The sequence below is a fragment of the Paractinoplanes durhamensis genome (assembly GCF_016862175.1).
GTDB classification, from domain to species: Bacteria; Actinomycetota; Actinomycetes; order Mycobacteriales; family Micromonosporaceae; genus Actinoplanes; species Actinoplanes durhamensis.
In genome coordinates, this window is sequence record NZ_BOML01000038.1 from 39,640 (window position 1) to 59,817 (window position 20,178).

A 20,178-nucleotide genomic window follows, 5' to 3' on the forward strand; every position below is an offset into this window, starting at 1 on the left:
CAGTGACCACACGAGGGCTCGGCCTGCTCGCCGCTGCGGTAGCGGTGATCCTGCTGGCCTGCTCCGGGCTGGCTCAGATGTTCGACGGCGGTGCCGCCGCAGCCGGCACCTGCGGTATCAGCACCGGGGCGTCCCCGACGTCCGCCGGTGCCACCACCGCGCGGCCCCGTCCCGCGGCGCTGGAGCGGATCGGAAGGTGGAACAGCGAGCAGGTCGGCAACGCCGCCGTCATCGTTGACGTCGGAGCCCGCCTCGACGTCGCGGTCCGCGGGCAGGTGATCGCTGTGGCGACCGCCATGCAGGAGTCCTCGTTGCTCAACCTGCCCGGCGGCGACCGTGACTCGGTCGGGCTGTTCCAGCAACGGCCCAGCCAGGGCTGGGGGACACCCGCCCAGCTGCACGACCCCGAGTACGCGGCGGCGAGGTTCTACACCACGCTGACGTCCATCACCGGCTGGCAGACGATGCCCCTGACCCGAGCAGCGCAGACAGTGCAGGCCAGCGCCTACCCGGACGCGTACGCGAAGTGGGAAACGGACGCCACCGACCTCGTTGCCGCGCTCACCGGCATCCCGGCCGCGGGCTGCGCGGTGACCGTCTCCACGCTCGGCTGGACCGGCCCTGTACCTGGGGCGATGGTCGGCTCCGGATTCCGCACCCAGGGCAGGCCCGCCCACGACGGCGTCGACCTGATCGTCGCCAAGGGCACCCCGATCCACGCCACCGCCGCCGGCACTGTCAGCCGGGTGCGGTGCAACGCCATCGACGTGCGCACCGGCGGCAACTGGGGCTGCGACCGCGACGGTGACCCCGGGCTCACCCGCGGCTGCGGCTGGTACGTCGACATCGACCATGCCGGCGGGATCGTCACCCGCTACTGCCACCAGCTCACCCGACCCTACGTGCAGGTCGGACAGCACGTCACCGCCGGCGATGTCATCGGTGTCACCGGTAGCAGCGGCCACTCCTCCGGCCCGCATCTGCACTTCGAGGTCCACCTCGGCGATCACACCTCAGCGACCGCGACCGATCCGGTGCCGTTCATGGCCTCCGTCGGCGCCTCACTGGGCGCAAAGTGGCGGCTCTGAGGCGACCGCTGTGACGGATACGGCACATCTCGAATAGCGCCGTCTCCCAGCAAGAAGCCTCGGCGAATCGCTGCTGGCTGCGATCTCGCCCGCTGCGAGGCCCGGGCCGCCTGGCAGATGCCCGGCTGGCTGTGACGGCCCTCGTGCCCACTCCCGGTCGGTACGTCGTGCCGACCTATCGCTCACCTTGTTCAAGGAGTCACTGTGGACAACCACGATCGCGTCACCTTGCCTTCCGGAGCCCTCGCGGACGACTCCGACACCCTCGCTTACCCCATCTCGCCGGACTACGTGAAGTCGTGGACGCCGGTTCGGGCGCTGTGCGAACTGATCGCCAACGCCCTCGACGAGGACCCGAACGCCCGCGTCAGCTGGGCCGACGGTGCCCTGACCATCGCCGACGACGGCCCGGGTATCCCTGAGGAAGGCCTTGTGCTCGGTCATTCGGCCAAGACCAGCCAACAGATCGGCCAGTTCGGTGAGGGTAAGAAGCTGGCGGCCCTGGTGCTGGCCCGCAGCCCCGAGATCGGAGCAGTGCGCTGCGAAACCGTCGAATACGGCTTCACCCCGAGCGTGGAGCGGCACCACCTGCTCGGCGGCCTCGTCCCGTCGCGTACCGCCCAAGGGTCCGAGCTTCTGGTCTACCACCTGTTCCGCACCGGCCGGGCCAAAGGCACCGTCTTCACCGTCGAATGCTCCCGTGAGCTCGCCGACGAAGCCATCAGGCGGTTCCGGGCGTTGGCCGAACCTGGCTACCAGGCGCCGTCCAGCCCCGGTGAGTGCGTGCTTGACGGCCCTGCGGGCCGGGTCTGGATCGGTGGGGTCCTGGTCACCGTCATGCCCGACCTGGTGGCCTCCTATGACCTGCCGCTGGACGCCAAGGGCCTGCAGAACCGCGACCGGACCGTCATCGAAGCCGGCGCCCTGCGCGACGCGGTGCGCACCATGCTCGCCGACAGCGAGGACCCGCGGATCCTCGACCGGTTCGCCCGCCACGTCCTGGCCGGCGGGAAACTGCGCGATCCGGAGCAGTTCTTCAGCCACGTCTACAAGCCCCGGGCTCGCGCAGCCTGGCGGACCTGGGCCCGCACCCATCTGCCGCCACAGACCTACTACACCGCCTCCGGGCAGGAGGAAGCCGCTCTCGACCTGGCCGACAAGGGATACATCGAGGTCGCCGCCACAGGCCTGGCCTCCTACAAACAACCGGCGTTCATGCACCTGCTCGGCGTCGACGTCGCCACGATCAGCCGAAGCAGTCACTACCAGCGCAGCCAGGACAAGACGGCCTGGGTAGACGACCGGGCCCTGACCACGCCGGAACGCGATGCCCTCGCGTACGGACGCGACCTGGTCTGCCGGGCCATCGGCCCGTTCGCCCTGGACCGGCTCCGCGTCTACGCCCACAGCGAGGAAACACCGTGCGCGGACGGTTTCTACAACCCGCGTACCAGCGACGTGGCGATCCAACGCGATGTCCTCGGCGACCGGCACCGGACCCTGCTCGTGCTGCTGCACGAGGCCGCCCACCGGGTCGGGCACCGCGGTGGTGGGCGGTGGCTGCCGATACCCGACTACCAGGACCGTGGCCGGGGCTTCGAACACATGCTCAGCGATTTCGCCGCCGTACTGCTGAGTCTGCTCGCCGACGCCGGCGCGGTGCCCGAACCGAGCGAAACCCCGGCCTCGCCCGGCCGACGAGGTCGCCTGGCCGCCGCCGACGATCCTGCAGTTCCGGCTGTGCGCCGTGAACTGGCGCACCTAATCGCCGACCGGCTCCCGCAGGCCCTGACCGACGGCGGCTTCCGCGACGAGAAAGACCTCGTCGCCTCCACCGCGGTCCACCCGGACTACTGGCGCACGCTGAGGAACCCGAAGATCACCGGGCACCGCCAGCAGCGCGGCGGCCGAGCCGCGGCCTACGACAAGGTCGCTCTGCTCGCCGAGGCCGCCGGCCTGCACCCGCCGGTCGTCTGGCTCGGCTACCACCTCTGCGAAGGATCCCTGCAGGGCCGCAGCCGTGAGAAATGGGGCAAACCCGGCCGCTGGGCGAAGACGATGCGTGACGCCATCGACCGCGTCTGCACCGACCTGGAGAAACTCGGCGGCCCGTACGCCGAGCAGATCCCCGCGCTGCGGGCGCTGGCCGAGGGCCACACTCCGGCCCCGCTCGGCGACGAATCCTGGCACGCCCCAGCCCGGCACCTGCTGACCGTCGAACGCCAGCGCCTCGGCCTGAGCACGGCAACCGCCTGAATCGCGCGGCGCCTCATCACGGCGCCGCCAGCTCCGGGCCGCCGCAGGCCGGATAAGACGCAGCCCCTGCGCCACGGCCGCGGATGGGCCTAGCTGTGCGAGAGCTGCCTCGGCGCCTACAGCGGCGGCTTGGGCGTGGATCGCGGGCGGCGGCTGATCGTCGGCCGGCGTCCCTGAGAAGCACCCTCGGCCGCCGACGCCTGACCTGCACCCGGGTGCGGCGATCGGAGCCCAATTCCCTTCCCTCCTGCAGCCACTGCATGGCCGAGCCAGGTGCTGCAAATACCGAATTGCAGATAGGAGAACCAGGTGAAATCCTTCACTGTCGGACAACGCATCACCTTGCTCTACAGCGTCGAAACGGTGCGTGCGGGCGCCCTCGGTACCGTCCGCGAGGTCCACCCCGACCAGGACAGCGTCGTCGCCGACTGGGACAACGGCCCCACCGCAACGGCCCACCCGGCCACGGACCTCGGTGCCGTCACCTCCAGCTGGGTACCGGCCGCCGGTACCGGCCTGACCTGGCCGCAAACCCTGCAAGCGGTCCGGGCCGCCGGGAATCAGGCCGGGCGGGAGGCCGCCGACCAGTGGTGCCGCGCCACCATCGGCGAGAACGCCACCAGCGACCCCAAACCGGCCGCCCGCAACGCGTTGCTGGACATCGCCGGCGAATCCCCGGAACTGATCGTTGGACTTCCGCTGTACCACCGGGCCGGTCGCGACGCGGTGGAACCGCCGACCGACTCCGACCTGGTCACCCTGATGGACGGCCCGCACCTTCCGACGCACTGGAACATCTCCGACGACTGCTGCAACGAGGCGACCGACGCCTACCAGGACGCCTTCGACACCGGCCTGGTCGAGCACGTCGCCGAGCAGTGCCGACTGGTCGCCAGCCCCACCGGCGACGGCCGCGACCTGTCCCACCTGGGTGCCAAGGACATCCGCCTCGGCCGGGCCGGAGTGTTCTCCGGCCACTGGCACGCCACGACCGACGACGGACCCGACCGCTACCGGATCGGGTTCGCCGGTGTCCTGGTCGACTGGTGGAACGGATGGGCGGTGTTCGACTGCACCCGCGAGGTCGCCGACCGGATCGTCGCCGACCTCGACGCCACCCGCGAGCAGGAACGCCAGGACTGGTGGCGCCGAGGGCTGCGGCGCCGCGCGGACCTGAACCGGGCGGTCGACGAGACCCTGGCCCGAGTGTGGTTCGACCGTGACGTGCTGGTCATGGACCAGCGAGGCATGTCCCGCGACCCGCAGGCGATCGAACGCGGCACCGCCGCCGCCGACGGCCGGTGGATCGTGATGGGCCGTAACTGGACCTGGCAGGCCGTCGACCCGCACGACTGCGACCACATCGCCGGTGACCTGCCCGCCACCGGCGACGAACAGGTGTGGACGTTGCTGTGGCACACGCCCGGCCTGCGGGTCCCGCACGACCGGCTCCGCATCACTCCTGCCGGAACCATCACGCTCGCTCTCGACGGAGAGCCGGTCGCCGTCACCGACCACCACGGCGACGGCAGCCGGCTCCGGTTCCTGCGCGACGACCTGTTCGGCCCCCAGGACTGGGCTACCTACCTCACCGAAAGTCGCTACCAGGACGGCCCGGTCAGCGAAGCCCGGCTGCTGACCGCGCTGCTCATCGAAGCCGAACTCGGCCAGCGGATCACCGCCCGCGAGCCGGGCACCACACTCGTTCGCCTGCTCGACGACGCCGGCCACACGATCGAGACCCGGCCGGTCCCGGTCGCGCCCCGTGACTGGGACGCGGTACGAGCGCTCGCGGTGACCCTGCCCGACGAGCGGGCCGGCACCCGGTGGCAGGTGTGGGTCAGCCACGGCTGGCTCGCCCTGACTCCGACCGGCCCGAACCCGAGTCCGGACACCGCGCCGACGCAGCAATAGGACCGCAAACCCGACCCGCTGCGCCGTTCCCCATACCCGTTCACCCAGAAGCCGGAAGGTCTCCGGACCGGTCGATCCGGCGCGATCCGGCGCGGCTCGATACCGCGCGACCTCGCGTTCTTCGCCGTCGCCACGGTGACGGGCTCTCCTCTGATCTGCGGCACCAGCGGTGTCACGCACCTGCTGGCAGCTGTGGTCCGGCCGACGCTGGCTGACCCTTCCCACCACCACAAGCACGCCCACCAGCCCGCATCAGCTGTAACGCACTCGACCGGCGGGTTCCAGCGGCCCGCCGACCGGCAACACCGGAAGGGAGACAGCACCATGACCAACGCCAGCCCCGATCTGCCCGCCGTGGACGAGAACGGCGACGGCTGGATCACCGCATGGCTCAGTCCCGGGGACCTCTACCGAGGCGAGCCCCTCACCCACGAGCAGGGCGGTATCGAGCTGTACGACGGCTCCATCTTCGTCGACAACCGCCGCGGTCTCGCCCGGCTGGGGCACGCCCTCGTGCAGCACTTCGACCCGCCCGAAGCAGTCGTCTATATCGCCACCACCGACACACGGCACTACTCATGGACGGGCATCGGCGCCACCGCCGACGAGGCCCGCGACGCACTGATGGCCGCCTGGCACGCCCACGCCGAGGACACCGGCGCCGACCCGCAGCTGCTGCGACGCGACGAACTCAACCTCCTACGCGGCCCGTACGGCCAAGGCTTCCGCGACCACACCGCGCTACCCCACCAGCGAGCCACCACCCGCCCGCGTCATCCCCGCACTCCACCCGCGAACACAAGGAGAAACCCTTCGATGACCACGACCATCCTGGTGGCGGTACTCGTCCCAGCAGACACCACCGTCCACACGATCGACGTGCATCTGGCCACATCGATGCACCTGCTGACCCCGAATCGGTACCGACTCGGCGGTGCGTTCACCGGAGCCTGGGACCCCGACTACGACCCCCGCACCGATCCGGCCAACTGGCGACCCTGCACCACCTGCACCGCCACCGGCCACCTCGCCGACACGCGCTGCCCAGACTGCGCCGATACCGACAGCACCGGCCGCCGCCCGGGCACCGTCCTCGCCTACGACGACCGGTGGATACGGCACCCCGGCGACCTGATCCCGCTGCACCGGCTACTGGACCCGCAATGGCGATTCCCGACCGGCGAACACCTCGTCCCGGCCCGCGCCACCACCGCCCCGGACCTGTACGTCGACGGCTTCCACGGCCTGCGCTGGCTGCAGGCGACCACCTCCGGCGAAATCTCTGCCGGCCTGCGGGCGGTCCTGCACGCCGTGGTCACCGACCGGACCCGACCCGGCACGGACGCCGCGTCCGACCTTTCCGGCTGGCAGCTGGCGGTCGTCGCCGCCGACATCACGGACGCCGAGAAATACGCAGCGATGCCGGGCATCGGCTCGATCGTGCTCATCACCGACCCCGCGCACCGCGAACCCGACGCCCACCCCGACCAGCTGTATGTCGTCCGCGACGACTTCGGCGCACCCGACCACTACGACCTGATCCGCCATGGCGGCGTCGGACCCTACGTCCCCGGCCACGCGATCGCAGAGATCGACCCCGCCCGGGTCCGCCTCGACCCGGCACCGGAGCACGCACCCCCGTACACACCACGACCCCCTGCAACCCACTGACCGACGACACGCCAACGACCAACACATCTCCAGGGCCATCCGCGGACCGTGCGCGACTTACGAGAAAGGAATCCCGTGCCCATCATCGACAACAGGCCCGGCAACCCTCGCCTGGCCGGCCCCGGCTCCAGGCATAGGGCGGCAGCGACGTGACAGATCCCGATGAACTGTCCGTCGGGGACCCCACGACGATGCGGACCCGGCGGCTGTCACGCATGTGCGACACCTGCGTGTTCCGCTCCGGCAACCCCATGCATCTCGCACCCGGACGCCTACGCGACCTGATCGAGCAGGCACAGCAGGAACAGAGCTACATCATCTGCCACAGCACCCTGCCCGGCATGGCCGCCGCCGACGTCAAACCCGCCGTGTGTCGCGGCTTCGCCGACCGATACCCCACGCAGGCGCTGCAGCTGATCGAACTGCTCTTCGGGTTCGACGACGTCGAGCCACCGCCGAAAGCCTGAGCGAACGGTCCGCCCAGGGGCGAATAGTCCAGCCAGCAAACCGCCGCGCTTGCTGATTCGTGCGCCTCGGCCGTCCTGCGACGGCGGATGGCCATCCGTTACCAGAAAGCATCCCCTTTCACGGCACCACCGGGTGCGGCGTCCTGACCAGCGATCCAGTGTGATCGCGGCAAAAAGGACAAGCCCGCCCGTCTCCGTTGTGCGGCTGTACAGGCCTGCGCACCCCGGAGACGGGGGCGCAGGCCTGTTCTTTTGCGAAAGGTCACCCATGACAGCACCAGCACCCACCCCCGGCCCCGCCACCTCCGGCGGCCCCGGCTACCTGTACCGCAAGGTCGCCCTCTACCTGTGCGATCACCCCGACCAGCTGTTCAAGGTCGGTGAGATCACCCGCGCCATAGGCGCGCCGTCGACCGGCGCGGTGTTCGAGGTCTGCAAGAAGATGGCCGCCGCCGGACACGCCACCCACCACACCGGCCCGCACCGCTTCCAGATCACCACGGCCGGCATCGCCGCCGCCGGAACCCTGCCGAACCCCGGCCCCGGCAGCCGCCGAACCAGCAGAGCCAACCACACCGGCAGGCCAGCACCGGTCATCCGTCCCAGCGGAGAGGAGTACTACCCCCGCAGGCTCGGCCCCGGTTGGGACATCGAAGTCCTGCGCAAACTGCGTACGCAGGGCTTGCCGGTACTGCTGTACGGGCCACCCGGCACCGGCAAGACCGCAATGCTCGAAGCCGCCTTCCCGGACCTGCTCACCGTGCCGGGCACCGGCGACACCACCACCGACGACTTCCTCGGCACCTACGCCCCGAAGCTCGGCGGCAAACGCGGCTACGACTTCGTGTACGGCCCACTGGTCGTCGCCATGCGCAAAGCCCGGGCCTTGCTCGTCGACGACGCCACCCTCATCCCGCCCAAGGTGCTGTCCGTGCTCTATCCGGTGATGGACGGCCGCGGCACCATCACCGTCTCCACCCCGGAAGGACGCGAACCCGTCAAAGCGGTAGACGGATTCTACGTGTGCGGTGGCCACAACCCCGGCGTCCACGGGGCGATCCTCACCGAAGCCCTCAGCAGCCGATTCACCGTGCAGATCCAGGTCAACACCGACTGGGACCTGGCCCGCCACCTCGGCGTCCCCAAAAACGTCGTCGCCGCGGCGATCGACCTCAACGCCGACCTGGCCGCCGGCCGGATCGGCTGGGCGCCACAGCTCCGCGAACTGCTCGGCTTCATCAGGGTCCGCGACAACCTCGGCACGACCGCCGCCCTGTCCAACCTGGTCGGCATCGCCCCTGAAGACGCCCGAACCGAGGTGGCCACCGCCCTGTCACGACACACCGGCCAGACGATCACCGCCTTCATCCTCGGCAAACGCTGACCCCGCACCGGAAGGAGACCAACTGATGTCACAACCGAGCACCCACCGCCGCACCGGCACCCCTACGGCGGCCGCGCCGGCCCCGCAATGGCAGCTGTGGTCCGCGGCCTGGACCCGGCACGTAATCCTGCTGACCGGCCGCACCGACCTGCACGTCCACGTCGCCACCGGCGCCGGCGGCGGCGCCCCCGAATGCTTCTACCCGGACCTGCGCCGCATCGAGATCGACGCCCGCTACATCGCCGACGACCCCACGATCACCGACCCCCGCAAAGCCGGCCACAAGAAGATCGTCCCCACCGGCTACGGCCTGCTCGTACACGGCGCCGCCCACGCCGCCCACAGCCAATGGGAAAATCCGCCCGGCACCGCGCCGATCCTCGCCGAGGTCGCCGCGATGCTCGAGGAATCCCGCGCCGAAGGCCGCCAACGCGGCCGCCGCCGCACCGACCGCCGCTGGCTACGCCACATGATCAACGCCGTCGTGCACCCCGGCACCGCATCAGCCGACGACCCATGGCACGCCGGCGTCCTCGCCGCCCTGCTCCTCGCCCGCGTCGACGCCCGCATCCTGACCAGCCAGGACGTCCGCACCGTCCGCGCCGCCGTCACCGCCGTCCTCGGCCGGCCCCGGCTGCGCCGCCTGCGCGAAGTGTGGAAGCAGGCACACACCGTCGACGACACCGACGCCGCCACCATGATCGACCTGGCCGACCGGTGGTGCCGCATCCTTGGCATCGACCCGAACCAGCAGCAGCACCCGCCGGACGCCGACCCCGGCCAGTTCCCGGGCCGCCTCGACCAGGCACTGACCGACTTCCTCGCCGCCAGTCACGGCCTCACCCACGCCGACTACCAGGCACAACTGACCCGGCACCGGCACAGCCCACCCGGCAACTGGCCGCACACCGACCCCACCACCGACCAGCAGGCCGCCGCCCGACTGCTCGCCGAACGCATCCACCGCGCACGGACCCACAACCCCGAACCCGGCACCCGGCCCTCACCGCTGCCGCCCGGCCGCTTGCGGACCCGGCATGCCATTGCCGCCGAAGCCCAGATCGCCGCCGGGCAGGTCCCCACCGCGCAACCATGGCAGCACCGCACCCAGACACCACCACCGAAACCGACCCTGCACCTGGCCGTACTGGTCGACCTGTCCGGCTCGATGTACCCCTACGCCGAAGAACTGTCCTCCGCAGCCTGGATCTTCGCCCACGCCGCCCGCCGCCGCCACGCCGTCACCACCACCATCGGCTTCGGCGACCACACCACCCTGCTCGTACCGCCGAACACTCGCCCCGGCCAGGTGCTGCACATGCAAGCCGGCGGCGGCACCAGCACCTTCGGCGAAGCCGTCAAACTCGCCGACAAACTCCTCGACTTGCGCCACGGCCGCGCCCTGCGCCTGCTCGCCGTCGTCTCCGACGGGCTGCTCGACGACATCCCGTCAGGCCAAAACCTCATCACTACCCTGCACTGGGCAGGCTGCGCCGTGCTGTGGTTGCACCCCGCTGGACTACAGAGCCACACCTTCCGGCACACCACCACGATCACCGTCGCCGACCCTGTCGACGCCGTGGCGCGGATCGCCGACGCCGCGGTCGCGGCGCTCGAACACGCTTGACTCGCGGCCAACGGGACAAGCCGCAGGATGCGCCAAACACTCCGGCGTGTCCTGCGGCGCCGTCCCCCGACTGTGTCAAGGCGTCTCGGGAGCAGAGAGGCGCCGTTCGTTTACCAGCCGACCCCATGACCCCAGCCCGCCCCGACGCCCTCCGGGACCTTAATCAGGGAGGAGGCCGCGATTCAGATGACCGTTGGGAGCAGGCGGTTCAGTGTCCTGCCCGGCGGACTGCTGCGCGAGCAGGTCCCGACGGCAGCGCGGCAAAATCACCGGGCGGACACGTTTACGACGGCCAGGCACGACAGCGGGAGGGCCCGAAGAGGGCATGCACCTGTTGCGATCACGAGGTTTTGCAGCGGCTCCCGTCTGACGGCGGACAGATGATGATGCTGATGTCGTAGGTTCGCTGGTAAGCCAGGCCGCGGGTGTGATAGCGGACTGTCATGCCGTGCACTTCGGTTACGCGGGTGGGGACAGGCAACTCGTAGAGCACCTCGACGCTCTCCTCCTCAGCGTGTGGTCGGATACGGAAGCCTTTCACGGAATGCCGAGGGGGAATCTTCCAGTCGCTCGGCAGCGGAATCGAGTAGCCGCTGACCGATCCGGTGTTGAGAAGCGCGACCCGGTCGGTGTCCCAAATGTAGGGCCCGGCGGACGGTTGCGTGTTTTGCGGGTTGTCGGCCAGCGTGACCTTGTCCAGCACGACGTCGAAGCCGGTGCCGTTGTGCAGCTGCAGCGAACCCCACAGAATGCCGGTCTCCGCCGTGTTCGTTCGAACCTTCAGCTCTTCGTAGTTGGTGCCTTCCAGCGGCCCCGGCCGCAGCGGCGCGCCAGGCAAACGCCCGATCAGCCACAGAATGAAGGCGGCCAGGACGACCACCGCCAGGGTGCCGGCGACGATCCAGCGGGACCGGCCGTGCCCCGGGAAACCCCGGGGCACGGTGTCGGCGTGGTCGGTCACGCAACCTCCTCGGTCTTGGTTACACCCGTGAACCAACGACCTTTGTAGCCGCAGATATTGAAGCCGGACGCGTCACCGACGTAGGTGGTCGTGACACCCGAACTCCAGGTCTGGGTCAGTTTCAAGTTTCCGCTGGTGCTGTTACCGATTCCGAACGATCCGTTGAAGGTGGAGGTCTTCTCCTTCGCGACGCTGATTTCGGTGTTCGCTCCGAAGGAGTTAAAGTTATTGTGGGAGCAGGAGAATGGTGTCCACAGGCGACGGTTGAAGTTTCCGGTGAAACCCTTCGGCCGGTACTCGGTGTAGCCCGACCACCATTTCACGCCCGTGCGCTGGTTCTGGCACCAGACGTCGTACAGGTTGAAGCCGTAGCTGATCCACCACTCCGCCCTACCGTGCTTGGCCATCGTGGCCCTGATAGTGGCGGTGGTGGTGGCACCCTTGGCCATGCCGAGTGTCGTGACCAGGCTCCCGGACCGGTTAGTGACACCGATTTCGAGGCTGGTGTTCTTGGATGTCTTGTACTCGAAGGCCGCGGCGGTGTGGGCGCCGGTATTCTGATCCGCCAGGGCGACGTTACGTCCGATGACGTCCCTGCTTTTCTTCAGCATCCAATGGTTTCCGCCGCACCACACATCCGGGTCGAAGGTCTTGCCGGATGCCGAAACCTGCGCATTGTTCGCGGCCACTTCGGCGCTGTATGCGGGCCGGTCGGTCCGGGCCGGCTCCGGTGCGTCGACCGGTCCTCCCATGGCGCAGATCTGCCCGGGCGGGCAGTCACTGCCGTTCTCGACCGTGACGGTCGGCAGCACGACCTCCGGGTCCACCTGGGCGGCGACGAGGTCGAAGAAGGCAAGACCGTCCGAGCCCACCGCGAAAGCTGACAGTGATGGTGTCCGATAGGCGACGGTCTTGGCAGATGGCTGCGGCGAACGTGTCGGGCGTTGAGCCATTCCGGGGCAGCGGACCGGTTGCCGGTTGTAGCGGGGCGGGTGTCCGGAAGGTCCCAGACGCGCCGGAGGTGCGACATCGCGGGGATCCACCGGGCGTAAGGGGACCTCGATCGGGCGATCGCGGAACTCGAAATCGTCGTCGACCTCGACCGCCAGGTCGGCCATCCGGACCTGGTATCCGACACCGCCACGCTCGAGCAGGTACGCCAAGAGCGAGCCGCCCCACGCCAGTCTGGCTAGAAAGGGATCAGATCAGCGAAGGATCCGTCAACGGATGCCTTTGCCGGATTGATTCAGAGCGGAAGGTCGGCGTGGGTGCTGCTGGTCGGCGATGAGCTGGTCGGCGAGAGCGATGGTGTCGTCGCCTGGTTCTGCATCGATCTCGGCGAGAGCCTGTTCGAGCGTGCGGCGCAGGGTGCGGATGGTGTCGAGGTGGCCGAGGGCGGCGCGGGCGCGCATGGCTTGCTGATAGAGGTGTTCGCTGTACGGGCTGTGCGCGATGGCAGCATCCAGGACGTGCACCTGCGCGGCGGGGTCGCCGGTGAGGGCGTCGACCAGGGCTAGGTAGGCGTCCAGGGCCTGTTGCCGGATGGCCTCGCGATACGGCTCGACCCATTCGTAGTCAGCGCCGTCGGCGAGCGTGCCTCGATAGAACTCGACCGCCCGGCGCAACGCGTCGATGCGCTGACGCGGGCCGTCGGCCTGGTCGGCTTCGCGGATCGCGGCGCGCATTCTCCACAGGTCGATACCGACGGCGTCGGGGTTGAGCGCGTATCGCCGGTGGGGGTGGGTGAGGTAGGTAGCGGGACCGCCGATGCGACGCATGACGCCTCGCAGGTCGGAGACGTAGGTGTAGAGCCGCTCGGGGGCTTTGCTGGCCGGGGCGTCAGGTAGCAGGTCGTCGAGGATGGCCTCGGCGGTGGCGCTGCCGTCGTGGACGGCGAGATAGACGAGCAGTTCGAGGGCTTTCTTGCGGGGCAGCCGGTCGGGGTTGGTGGCGACGATCCTGGCTTCGCCGAGAACGGTCACCTCCACATGTCCTGCGGCCCGAGCGCCGCCAGGGTCGGCTGGTACCGGCGGATTTTCGCTGGTGAAGGTGGTCTCAGGGTCTGAGCAGTGCAGGGCCTCATCGATCTCTGCATGGCAAAGACCGACGGTGCCCTCGCTTATTGCCGCGACCGGCGCGGACTGGCCGGTCTCGGATTCCGCTGCACCGGGCGCATCCGTCTCGGGCGCGGCCGCGGGGGAGCCGAGGGCGGCCATGCCGGGGGCGGTGAGCTGCCACAGGGTCTGGCCGGTGTCCGCACGAAGGGTCTCGGCGTGGCCATCGTGCTCACAGCCGACGAGTTTCGCGGTGGCGGTCGGGTAGGGCATGTCGAGGTGGGCGGCGATGGTGGCGGCGGTGACGGCACCGAGCTCGGCCAGCGCGGCCAGGACCCGGCCTGCGTCGTCCGGCGGAAGGACCGGCTCGGGGGCGTCCGGCGCCGCGGTCGCCGGGTCGGGTCCGGTCTGATGCGGCGGCGGTTCGACCGGCGGTGGGGGTTGCGGCATTCCGGTGTGGGCTTCGGCCAGCGTGGTGATCACGGCGACGGTTTCGGTCGGGGTGATCACGGCGAGCCGGCCGACGTCGACGAGCTGCTGGCCGTGGCGTCCGTTGTCCGCGGATGTGGTGTGGCCGTCGCTGTCCACGACGATGGTGTCGCCGGCCGGCCACACGCCGAGCAGAACGCCGTGGATGTCGAGGCGTTGGCCCTGGGCGAGCAGCGCGGCGATCCGGGCACGTTCGTGGCTGCCAGCGGCGTCGGCGAGCAGCAGGATCGGTGGGGTGGGCTCTTCGTGGGGGTCGGCGACGCGCATCGCGGCGACGGTGTCGACCTCATGGTCGTAGACCAGGCGGCTGCGCTGCAGGACGTGACGTTCCAGGAGGGCGAGAGCTGCGGCGAGGTCGTCGGTGACGATCAAGCGACTGGTCTTGGGCAGCGTGACCGCCGCGGCGCCGAGCAGCGTCGCCGCTGTGCTGCTGGGCAGCACAACGTGGCCGGGCGGTGCTTGCGGGTCGTTGTCGGCGAGCGCAGCGGCCAGGAAGCCACGGGCGGCGGCCTCGGCGCCGGGGCCGGTCAGGCCGAGCCCGGATGACGGCCAGGCGGCCGCTGCCGGGTTCGTCAACGCCGGTACCACGGGCCGGGCCTCGAGTTCGGCCTCGCACTGCGGGTCGCCTTCAAGGGACGGCTCTGTGGTTGCTTCGTTCTCCCCGGCCTGGGTTGCGGTGGTAGCCGTGGGTTCGGGGCGGTCATGCAGGCGGCGCCGGATCTCGGTGACCACCGCGGGCATGGGCGTCAGGCCCGGGTCGCTCAAGCGCAGGTCGGGGGAGAGCGGGCGGGGGGTGTAGCGGCGGCGCCGGTGTGCCCAGACCAGCGCGACGGCGGCGGTGACGGCGGCAGCGAGCCCGAGGTCCAGCCAGCTGCCGCCGGTCAGCGACACTCCGGTCGGCGCGGCGCGGCTGTGTTCGGCTTGCGGCTGTGGCCCGGCCACCTCACCGGGCGACACCGATGTCGGACCGGGTGGGCTGTCGGGTGCCGATGTTTCGAGGACGCCGTCGTGGCCGTCTGCCGTCGGCTGGTCGGGGCCCGGTGTCGCCGACGTCGGGGTGTGGGCCGTGGTGCTGGTCTCCGTTGCTCCGCTGGTCGTGGTTGTGGGCGGCTCGGCGGGTGTCGAGGTTGCGGGCGCCCCTGCCGAACTGGGGGTGACTGGGGGATGCGTCGGGTCGGCTGTTGCCGGCGCGGTGGGCGGCTGGTGCGGGTCCGCGGTAGTGGGTGGATTCCGGGGTGCGGGGTCTTCCGGAGGGTGCTGTCCGGGGCTGGGCGCGGTGACGGCGTCGGCGGGCAGGGTCAGCACCCAGCCGCATTCGATGTGGTCGCCGCCGTGCATCCGATCGGCCGGGAAGCGGCCGTAGTTGATCCGGTAGATCTGTGTCCAGCGGCGCGGGTCGCCGAGCCGGTCGGCGGCGATGTCCCACAGCGTGTCGCCGGCGCGAACCGTGACAGTCGGCGCGACACGACGGACCCGGTGCACACCGTCCCCGGCGGGGGACGGCCGGCCCGCCGGGTCGGCGTTGGCGGTGTGCTGATGCTGCGGGTCGGCCGTGTCGATCCCGACTGCGGCGGCTGCGTGGGCGGGGAGTACACCGGCGGCGGTGGTGGCCGCGGCGGCGCCGAGCACGGTGGCCGCGAGGCCCTGGACCGGGCCGGGCAGGTAGGCGACCAGCCGCGCCCATCTCCAGCGCCGGATCCGCACCCACACGACAAGCAGGACCAGCAAGGCGGTGAGCGCCCAGACCAGCCACGCGAAAGACCGGGCGGTCGCCGGCATGTACTGCGGGCGTATCGGGTCCTGCAGCCAGGTCTGCACCTGCGCGGCCGACGGCAGCCGGTGCGGCAGCGGACTACCGCCGACCGCCACCAGCAGCAGCGGTGTTGCGGCCAGCAACGCCACCGCCGTCACCGTCGCCCGGACTGCCGCGATCATGCGGATCATCCCCGCACCCCCTTGTCCCGCACCACTGGTCGCGTCCTGATCCGCCACGGCCGGCAGAGCCGGACCACGAGAGAAAGGCGGTGTGGCGAGGCTAGGCACGGCGGAACCCGGATGGCGGTCTGCGGCGACTCACAGTCGTTCACAACGACTCACACAGACTCACAACCGCAGGTCAGCGCCCGGCACCGATCCGGCTGCCGGACACGGAGGCGCCGATGCCGCACCCCACCGGTCCCTTCCTCGGGTGCCCGCCGCGGCCGGCGCACCGCGGCGGGGCACCGTGACGCGCCGCGTCGAAGGGGCTGCAGCGGACCGTGATCGGGCCGCTGCAGCCGCAGTGACCGACGCGTTGGCGAGGCTCCAAATTAGATTTACTGTGGGCGTATGTGGAGTGACTGATCGTCGATCTTCTGCTTCACTTGCTGGCGTGCATTCACGGCTGGCGATCGACTGCGGCGCCGCCACGGTCCGGGCGGTCCTGGTCACGCCGACCGATGTGGCGGTGCTGACGCTCGACGGCTGCGACCGAATGTCGACCGCCGTCCACGTCGGTGACGCCGGGATGGTGGCTGGCGCAGCGGCATGGCAGCGGGCCACGACCGAACCGGACGGGTTCGTGCTCTCGCCGCTGAGGGCAGGCACCGGAAAGGTGACCGTAGGCGGTAGTGAGGTCGAGGTGGTGGACCTGGTCGCTGTGACCTTGCGGCACGTCGCGGCCGTGGCGCAGCAGGTCGCCGGCCTGCCGGTGGACGAGGTGTGCCTGGTCGTCCCGGCCGGGTGGGGCCCACGCCGCCGGACCTGGCTGCGCCACGCCGCGCGCACCGCGGGTCTGCCCGTGTCCCGCCTGATCGCGGCACCGATCGCCGCCCTGGACCGGCTCGACCCGGACAGCGGCGCCAAAGGCCTGCAGGCCGGCCCGGTGATGCTGGTCGTGGACGTGGGCGCCGGCTGCGAGACGACGCTCGTGCAGCGTGGCCCGGCCGGTGGTGAGGTGCTGGCTACCCTCGCCGACCCGGACGCCGGCGGAGATCGCTTGGACGCGGTCCTGCTCGAGACCTGGACCGGTACAAGCCTGGACGACCTGCCCGCCGACAGCCGGTGGCCGACCCTGGCGAACGTACGCGCCGCCCGCCTTGCTCTGTCCGAGCAGCCTGCCGTGTCGATGCCGATGCCCGATGGCCCGCCGCTGGTGGTCAACTACGCCGCGGTCGCCGACGCCTCCCGGCCGGTCCTTGAACATGCCGGCGAGCTGGCCGCGCAGGTCCTCGAGGCCGCCGACCTCACCCTGGATCAGGTCGGCGGCGTGTTCCTGATCGGCGGCACGGCCGCCGTGCCCGCCGCCGCGGACATGATCGGCGTGAAGCTCGGTGCCACCCCGCAGCTGATGGCCACACCACACCTGAGCGCGGTACTCGGCGCCGCCGGCGCCGACCCGACCCGCACCGCCGCGACCGGCGACAACACGCAGTGGGAACTGCCGCCGCTGCGGCGCCTGTTCACCCTTGCCCTGCCCGGCCTCGTCTCGCTGGCGCTGTACGCCCACTTCGTCCTGGCCGCCACCTTCAACAACGGCACCCCGACCCGGCCCGGACCCGGCTACTACGTGCAGGCCAGCTGGGGCGAACTCACCCTCGCCGCCCTGCTCGCCGCGATCTGTTTCCTGCAGGCCGCGTCCCTGATCGCCACCCTGCTCGACCGGCACACCCCCGACCGCCCGGGACAGCCGCGGGGGCGGATCACCGCCGGGATCGGGCTCGCGATCGCCGCCGGCCTCGCCACCGACGCCCTGTACGCGGTCACCGCCGCCCTGTTCTTCAACCATCCGATGACCGACCTGCTGGGCTGGGCGATCCTGCCGGTCCTGCCCGTCGCCGCGACCGCAGCCGTGGTCGCCGTCCTCGCCTGGCGCCGCCGCAGCCCACCGGCCGGCGGCTGGGACGGCTTGCTCACCTTCCCCGCCAGCTCCATCATCACTGCCGCAGTCGGGATCCTCGCCGTCAGCCTGTGGTGGCACGGCGGCCTGCCCTGGTGGCTCAACGACTGGACCACCAGCCTCGGCCTCGCCGGTGGCCTGCTCATCGCCGTAGCCGTCGCCTGCACCCTGACCCGGCACCCCGCCGCCCGCCTCGCCCTGACCCTGGGCCTCGGCTTCTTCACCACGATCATCTCCCGGGCCGGACCCGACATCCTCGCGGTCATCTACGCCACCGCCGTCACCTGCTGGTGGGCCTGGCACGCCTGGACGCTGATCCGCACCCCACCACCGCGCCACTGACACGGGGGCACGGTGCCATGCGCTGGATGAACCGCCTCGCCACCACCACGATCCTGCTCGCCGTCATCGCCGGACCACCCCTGCTCGCCGCCGTCTGGCTCCAGCACCATCCCTGGCAGACACCCACCCGCACCCAGATCCAGACGTGGACCGAACAGCCACTGACCGCCGCCACGATCATCGCCGGATGCGTCACCGCAGCCGGGCTCGGCTGGCTGGCGCTGGTCGCCTACCTCGCCCACCGCGCCGCCGCCGACCTGCGCCGCCGCGTGCGGCACACACGCCTGCTGGCCCTACCCACGCCGGCGCAGATGACCGCCAGTTCCATGGCCGGCGTCGCCGCACTGACCCTGCCTGCCGTCACCGCCGACCACCCCGTGCCGGCAGTCGCTGCCACCAGCACACCTTCACCCACCAGCGAAGGCACAACTCTCACCGACGCGGATGAGCTCTCCAATGCGCAACCTGCCGGGTTCGCGCTCCCCGGCGGCGGCTGGATCCCGTACCGCACCGCGGCCGCGGTCGCCGCGCTGAGCGCCGCAACATGGCTGTACCACCGCCGCCACTACCGCCCCGGCCCGGAGCTCCGCGACCACCGCAACGACACCGACCTACAGCCGCAGACCAGTACCGTCCACACCATCACCACCGCCCTCACCGAAACCCGGCACACCGACGACCAGCCGACATCGCTGCTTCCGGAGCAACTGCCCGGCGGGATCCTGCAACTGTCAGGGCCCGGAGCGCGAGCAGCCGCCCGAGGCATCTTGGTCACCGCCGCACTGCACACCGCCACCGGCGGCGACCACCTCGCCGTTGCCGTGCGAACCGACGACCTGAAGATCCTGCTTCCCGGCCACAGCGTCGCGGACCTCGCCTCCCTCAGGATCCGCGCCACCGACGCGCCACTCCCCACCCCCGTGGCCTCGGACAGCGGCGCCGCCGCTGTGACCGTCATCCGGCTCGACGAAGACCCCACTGCCGCACATCACTGGTACGTCGCCGCCGACGGCACAGCCACCAGCCGCGACCTCACCGAACCGCTACGGATCTGCTGCCTCGACTCGCAAGCCACCACCGACCTGCTCAACCTCGCCCAGCACCGACTGCCGGCCAACCCGCAACCCGGTCCCGATCCCGGTCCCGCCGTGGCATCCACGCGAGATCAGGCCTCCACCGCCGGGCAGCTGACCCTGCTCGGCGGCTGCGACCTGACCGCGGCCGGCCGGCCGGTCCACATGCGCCGCACCGCGGGCCTGCAGATCCTGGCCTACCTCGCCGTCCACCCCGACGGCGTCACTCGCACCCGCCTCACCCAGGCGATCTGGCCGCACCTACCGGCGAGCACGATCAGCCAGCGCTTCCACACCACCCTCGCCGACCTGCGTAAACAACTACGCCCGCTCCTCGGCGACGACCCGATCGCCCGCCATGACGACCGCTACCTGCTCAACACCCGCGTCATCAGCGCCGACCTGCAACGGTGGCGAACCGCCGAACACACCGCCATCCAGGCCCTCGACCCCGCCGCCCGACTCGACGCCTGCCGCGGCCTGATCAACCTCTACGGGGGAGAACTCGCGGCCGGCTGGTCCTGGTCCTGGCTCATCCCCGTGCGGGAACAGATCCGCCGCAGCGTCATCGACGCCCACACCTTGCTGGCACGACACACCACACCCGGCGAAGCCCTCACCCTGCTGCAGCACGCGATCACCGTCGACCCCGACAACGAGTCGCTGTATCGCGACGCCGCCGACCTGCTACTGGCCGCAGGAGATCGTGCCGGTGCCGCGTACCTGATGGAACGTTTCCGCCACCAACCGGCCGAGGGGCCTGGCGCCCGATCGTGATCCGCCCTCAGGCCAGTGCACACAACCGACGGCTTCGGCCGTGCCGGAATCGACACAATGGTCAACCCACCCGACGTCGCGTGAGGACCACCATGATCCAAACGATCATCGCCTACGGCTACGACCTCGGCGGACCAGGAAACTGGCGCTTCACCGGCTTCGACCCCGGTGTCCCGCTGCGCACACCCTGGTAGCACG

Annotated in this window: 12 protein-coding genes; 9 read left to right on the forward strand and 3 right to left on the reverse strand. The window is 70.6% G+C overall.

Features of this window, described 5'->3' with window-relative positions; all coding sequences use genetic code 11:
* Positions 1–2 precede the first annotated feature (2 nt).
* The 7 genes from Adu01nite_RS23625 (at position 3) to Adu01nite_RS23655 (ending at position 10,407) form a co-directional block, all read left to right on the forward strand.
* Positions 3–1,088 carry a peptidoglycan DD-metalloendopeptidase family protein gene (locus Adu01nite_RS23625; protein WP_239132645.1) on the forward strand — a complete coding sequence of 362 codons (1,086 nt, stop codon included), beginning with the start codon at positions 3–5 and terminating at the stop codon, positions 1,086–1,088.
* Positions 1,089–1,292: 204 nt separating this feature from the next.
* Complete coding sequence (locus tag Adu01nite_RS23630) at positions 1,293–3,344, forward strand: ATP-binding protein (protein ID WP_203729300.1); 2,052 nt, start codon at positions 1,293–1,295, stop codon at positions 3,342–3,344.
* A 309-nt stretch (positions 3,345–3,653) separates the two neighbouring features.
* Positions 3,654–5,258, forward strand: coding sequence for a hypothetical protein (locus tag Adu01nite_RS23635; RefSeq protein WP_203729302.1), 1,605 nt, complete (start codon positions 3,654–3,656; stop codon positions 5,256–5,258).
* Between the two features lie 324 nt (positions 5,259–5,582).
* Complete coding sequence (locus Adu01nite_RS23640) at positions 5,583–6,929, forward strand: hypothetical protein (protein WP_203729304.1); 1,347 nt, start codon at positions 5,583–5,585, stop codon at positions 6,927–6,929.
* Positions 6,930–7,120: 191 nt separating this feature from the next.
* Positions 7,121–7,396, forward strand: a complete 276-nt coding sequence (locus Adu01nite_RS23645) for a hypothetical protein (protein ID WP_239132646.1) — start codon at positions 7,121–7,123, stop codon at positions 7,394–7,396.
* A 268-nt stretch (positions 7,397–7,664) separates the two neighbouring features.
* A complete protein-coding gene (locus Adu01nite_RS23650) occupies positions 7,665–8,780 on the forward strand; it encodes an AAA family ATPase (RefSeq protein WP_203729308.1) in 1,116 nt (371 codons plus the stop codon).
* 25 nt (positions 8,781–8,805) lie between these two features.
* Positions 8,806–10,407 carry a vWA domain-containing protein gene (locus Adu01nite_RS23655; protein WP_203729310.1) on the forward strand — a complete coding sequence of 534 codons (1,602 nt, stop codon included), beginning with the start codon at positions 8,806–8,808 and terminating at the stop codon, positions 10,405–10,407.
* 340 nt (positions 10,408–10,747) lie between these two features.
* Here the strand turns inward: Adu01nite_RS23655 and Adu01nite_RS23660 are convergent, their stop codons facing one another.
* The 3 genes from Adu01nite_RS23660 to Adu01nite_RS23670 all read right to left on the reverse strand — a co-directional run bounded on the left by Adu01nite_RS23660 (position 10,748) and on the right by Adu01nite_RS23670 (position 15,846).
* Entirely contained in the window at positions 10,748–11,368 is a 621-nt protein-coding gene (locus Adu01nite_RS23660; protein ID WP_203729312.1) for a hypothetical protein, read from the reverse strand.
* Positions 11,365–12,486 (reverse strand): hypothetical protein, encoded by a 1,122-nt coding sequence (locus Adu01nite_RS23665; RefSeq protein ID WP_203729314.1) that lies wholly within the window; start codon positions 12,484–12,486, stop codon positions 11,365–11,367. Before Adu01nite_RS23665 ends, Adu01nite_RS23660 begins: the two co-directional genes overlap by 4 nt.
* A gap of 102 nt (positions 12,487–12,588) precedes the next feature.
* Positions 12,589–15,846, reverse strand: coding sequence for an AfsR/SARP family transcriptional regulator (locus Adu01nite_RS23670; RefSeq protein ID WP_239132647.1), 3,258 nt, complete (start codon positions 15,844–15,846; stop codon positions 12,589–12,591).
* Positions 15,847–16,282: 436 nt separating this feature from the next.
* On the opposite strand from Adu01nite_RS23670, the gene Adu01nite_RS23675 reads away from it, so the two are divergent.
* Both Adu01nite_RS23675 and Adu01nite_RS23680 read left to right on the forward strand, forming a co-directional pair.
* Positions 16,283–18,130, forward strand: coding sequence for an Hsp70 family protein (locus Adu01nite_RS23675; RefSeq protein ID WP_203729316.1), 1,848 nt, complete (start codon positions 16,283–16,285; stop codon positions 18,128–18,130).
* A 26-nt stretch (positions 18,131–18,156) separates the two neighbouring features.
* A complete protein-coding gene (locus tag Adu01nite_RS23680) occupies positions 18,157–19,980 on the forward strand; it encodes an AfsR/SARP family transcriptional regulator (protein ID WP_203729318.1) in 1,824 nt (607 codons plus the stop codon).
* Positions 19,981–20,178 lie beyond the last annotated feature (198 nt).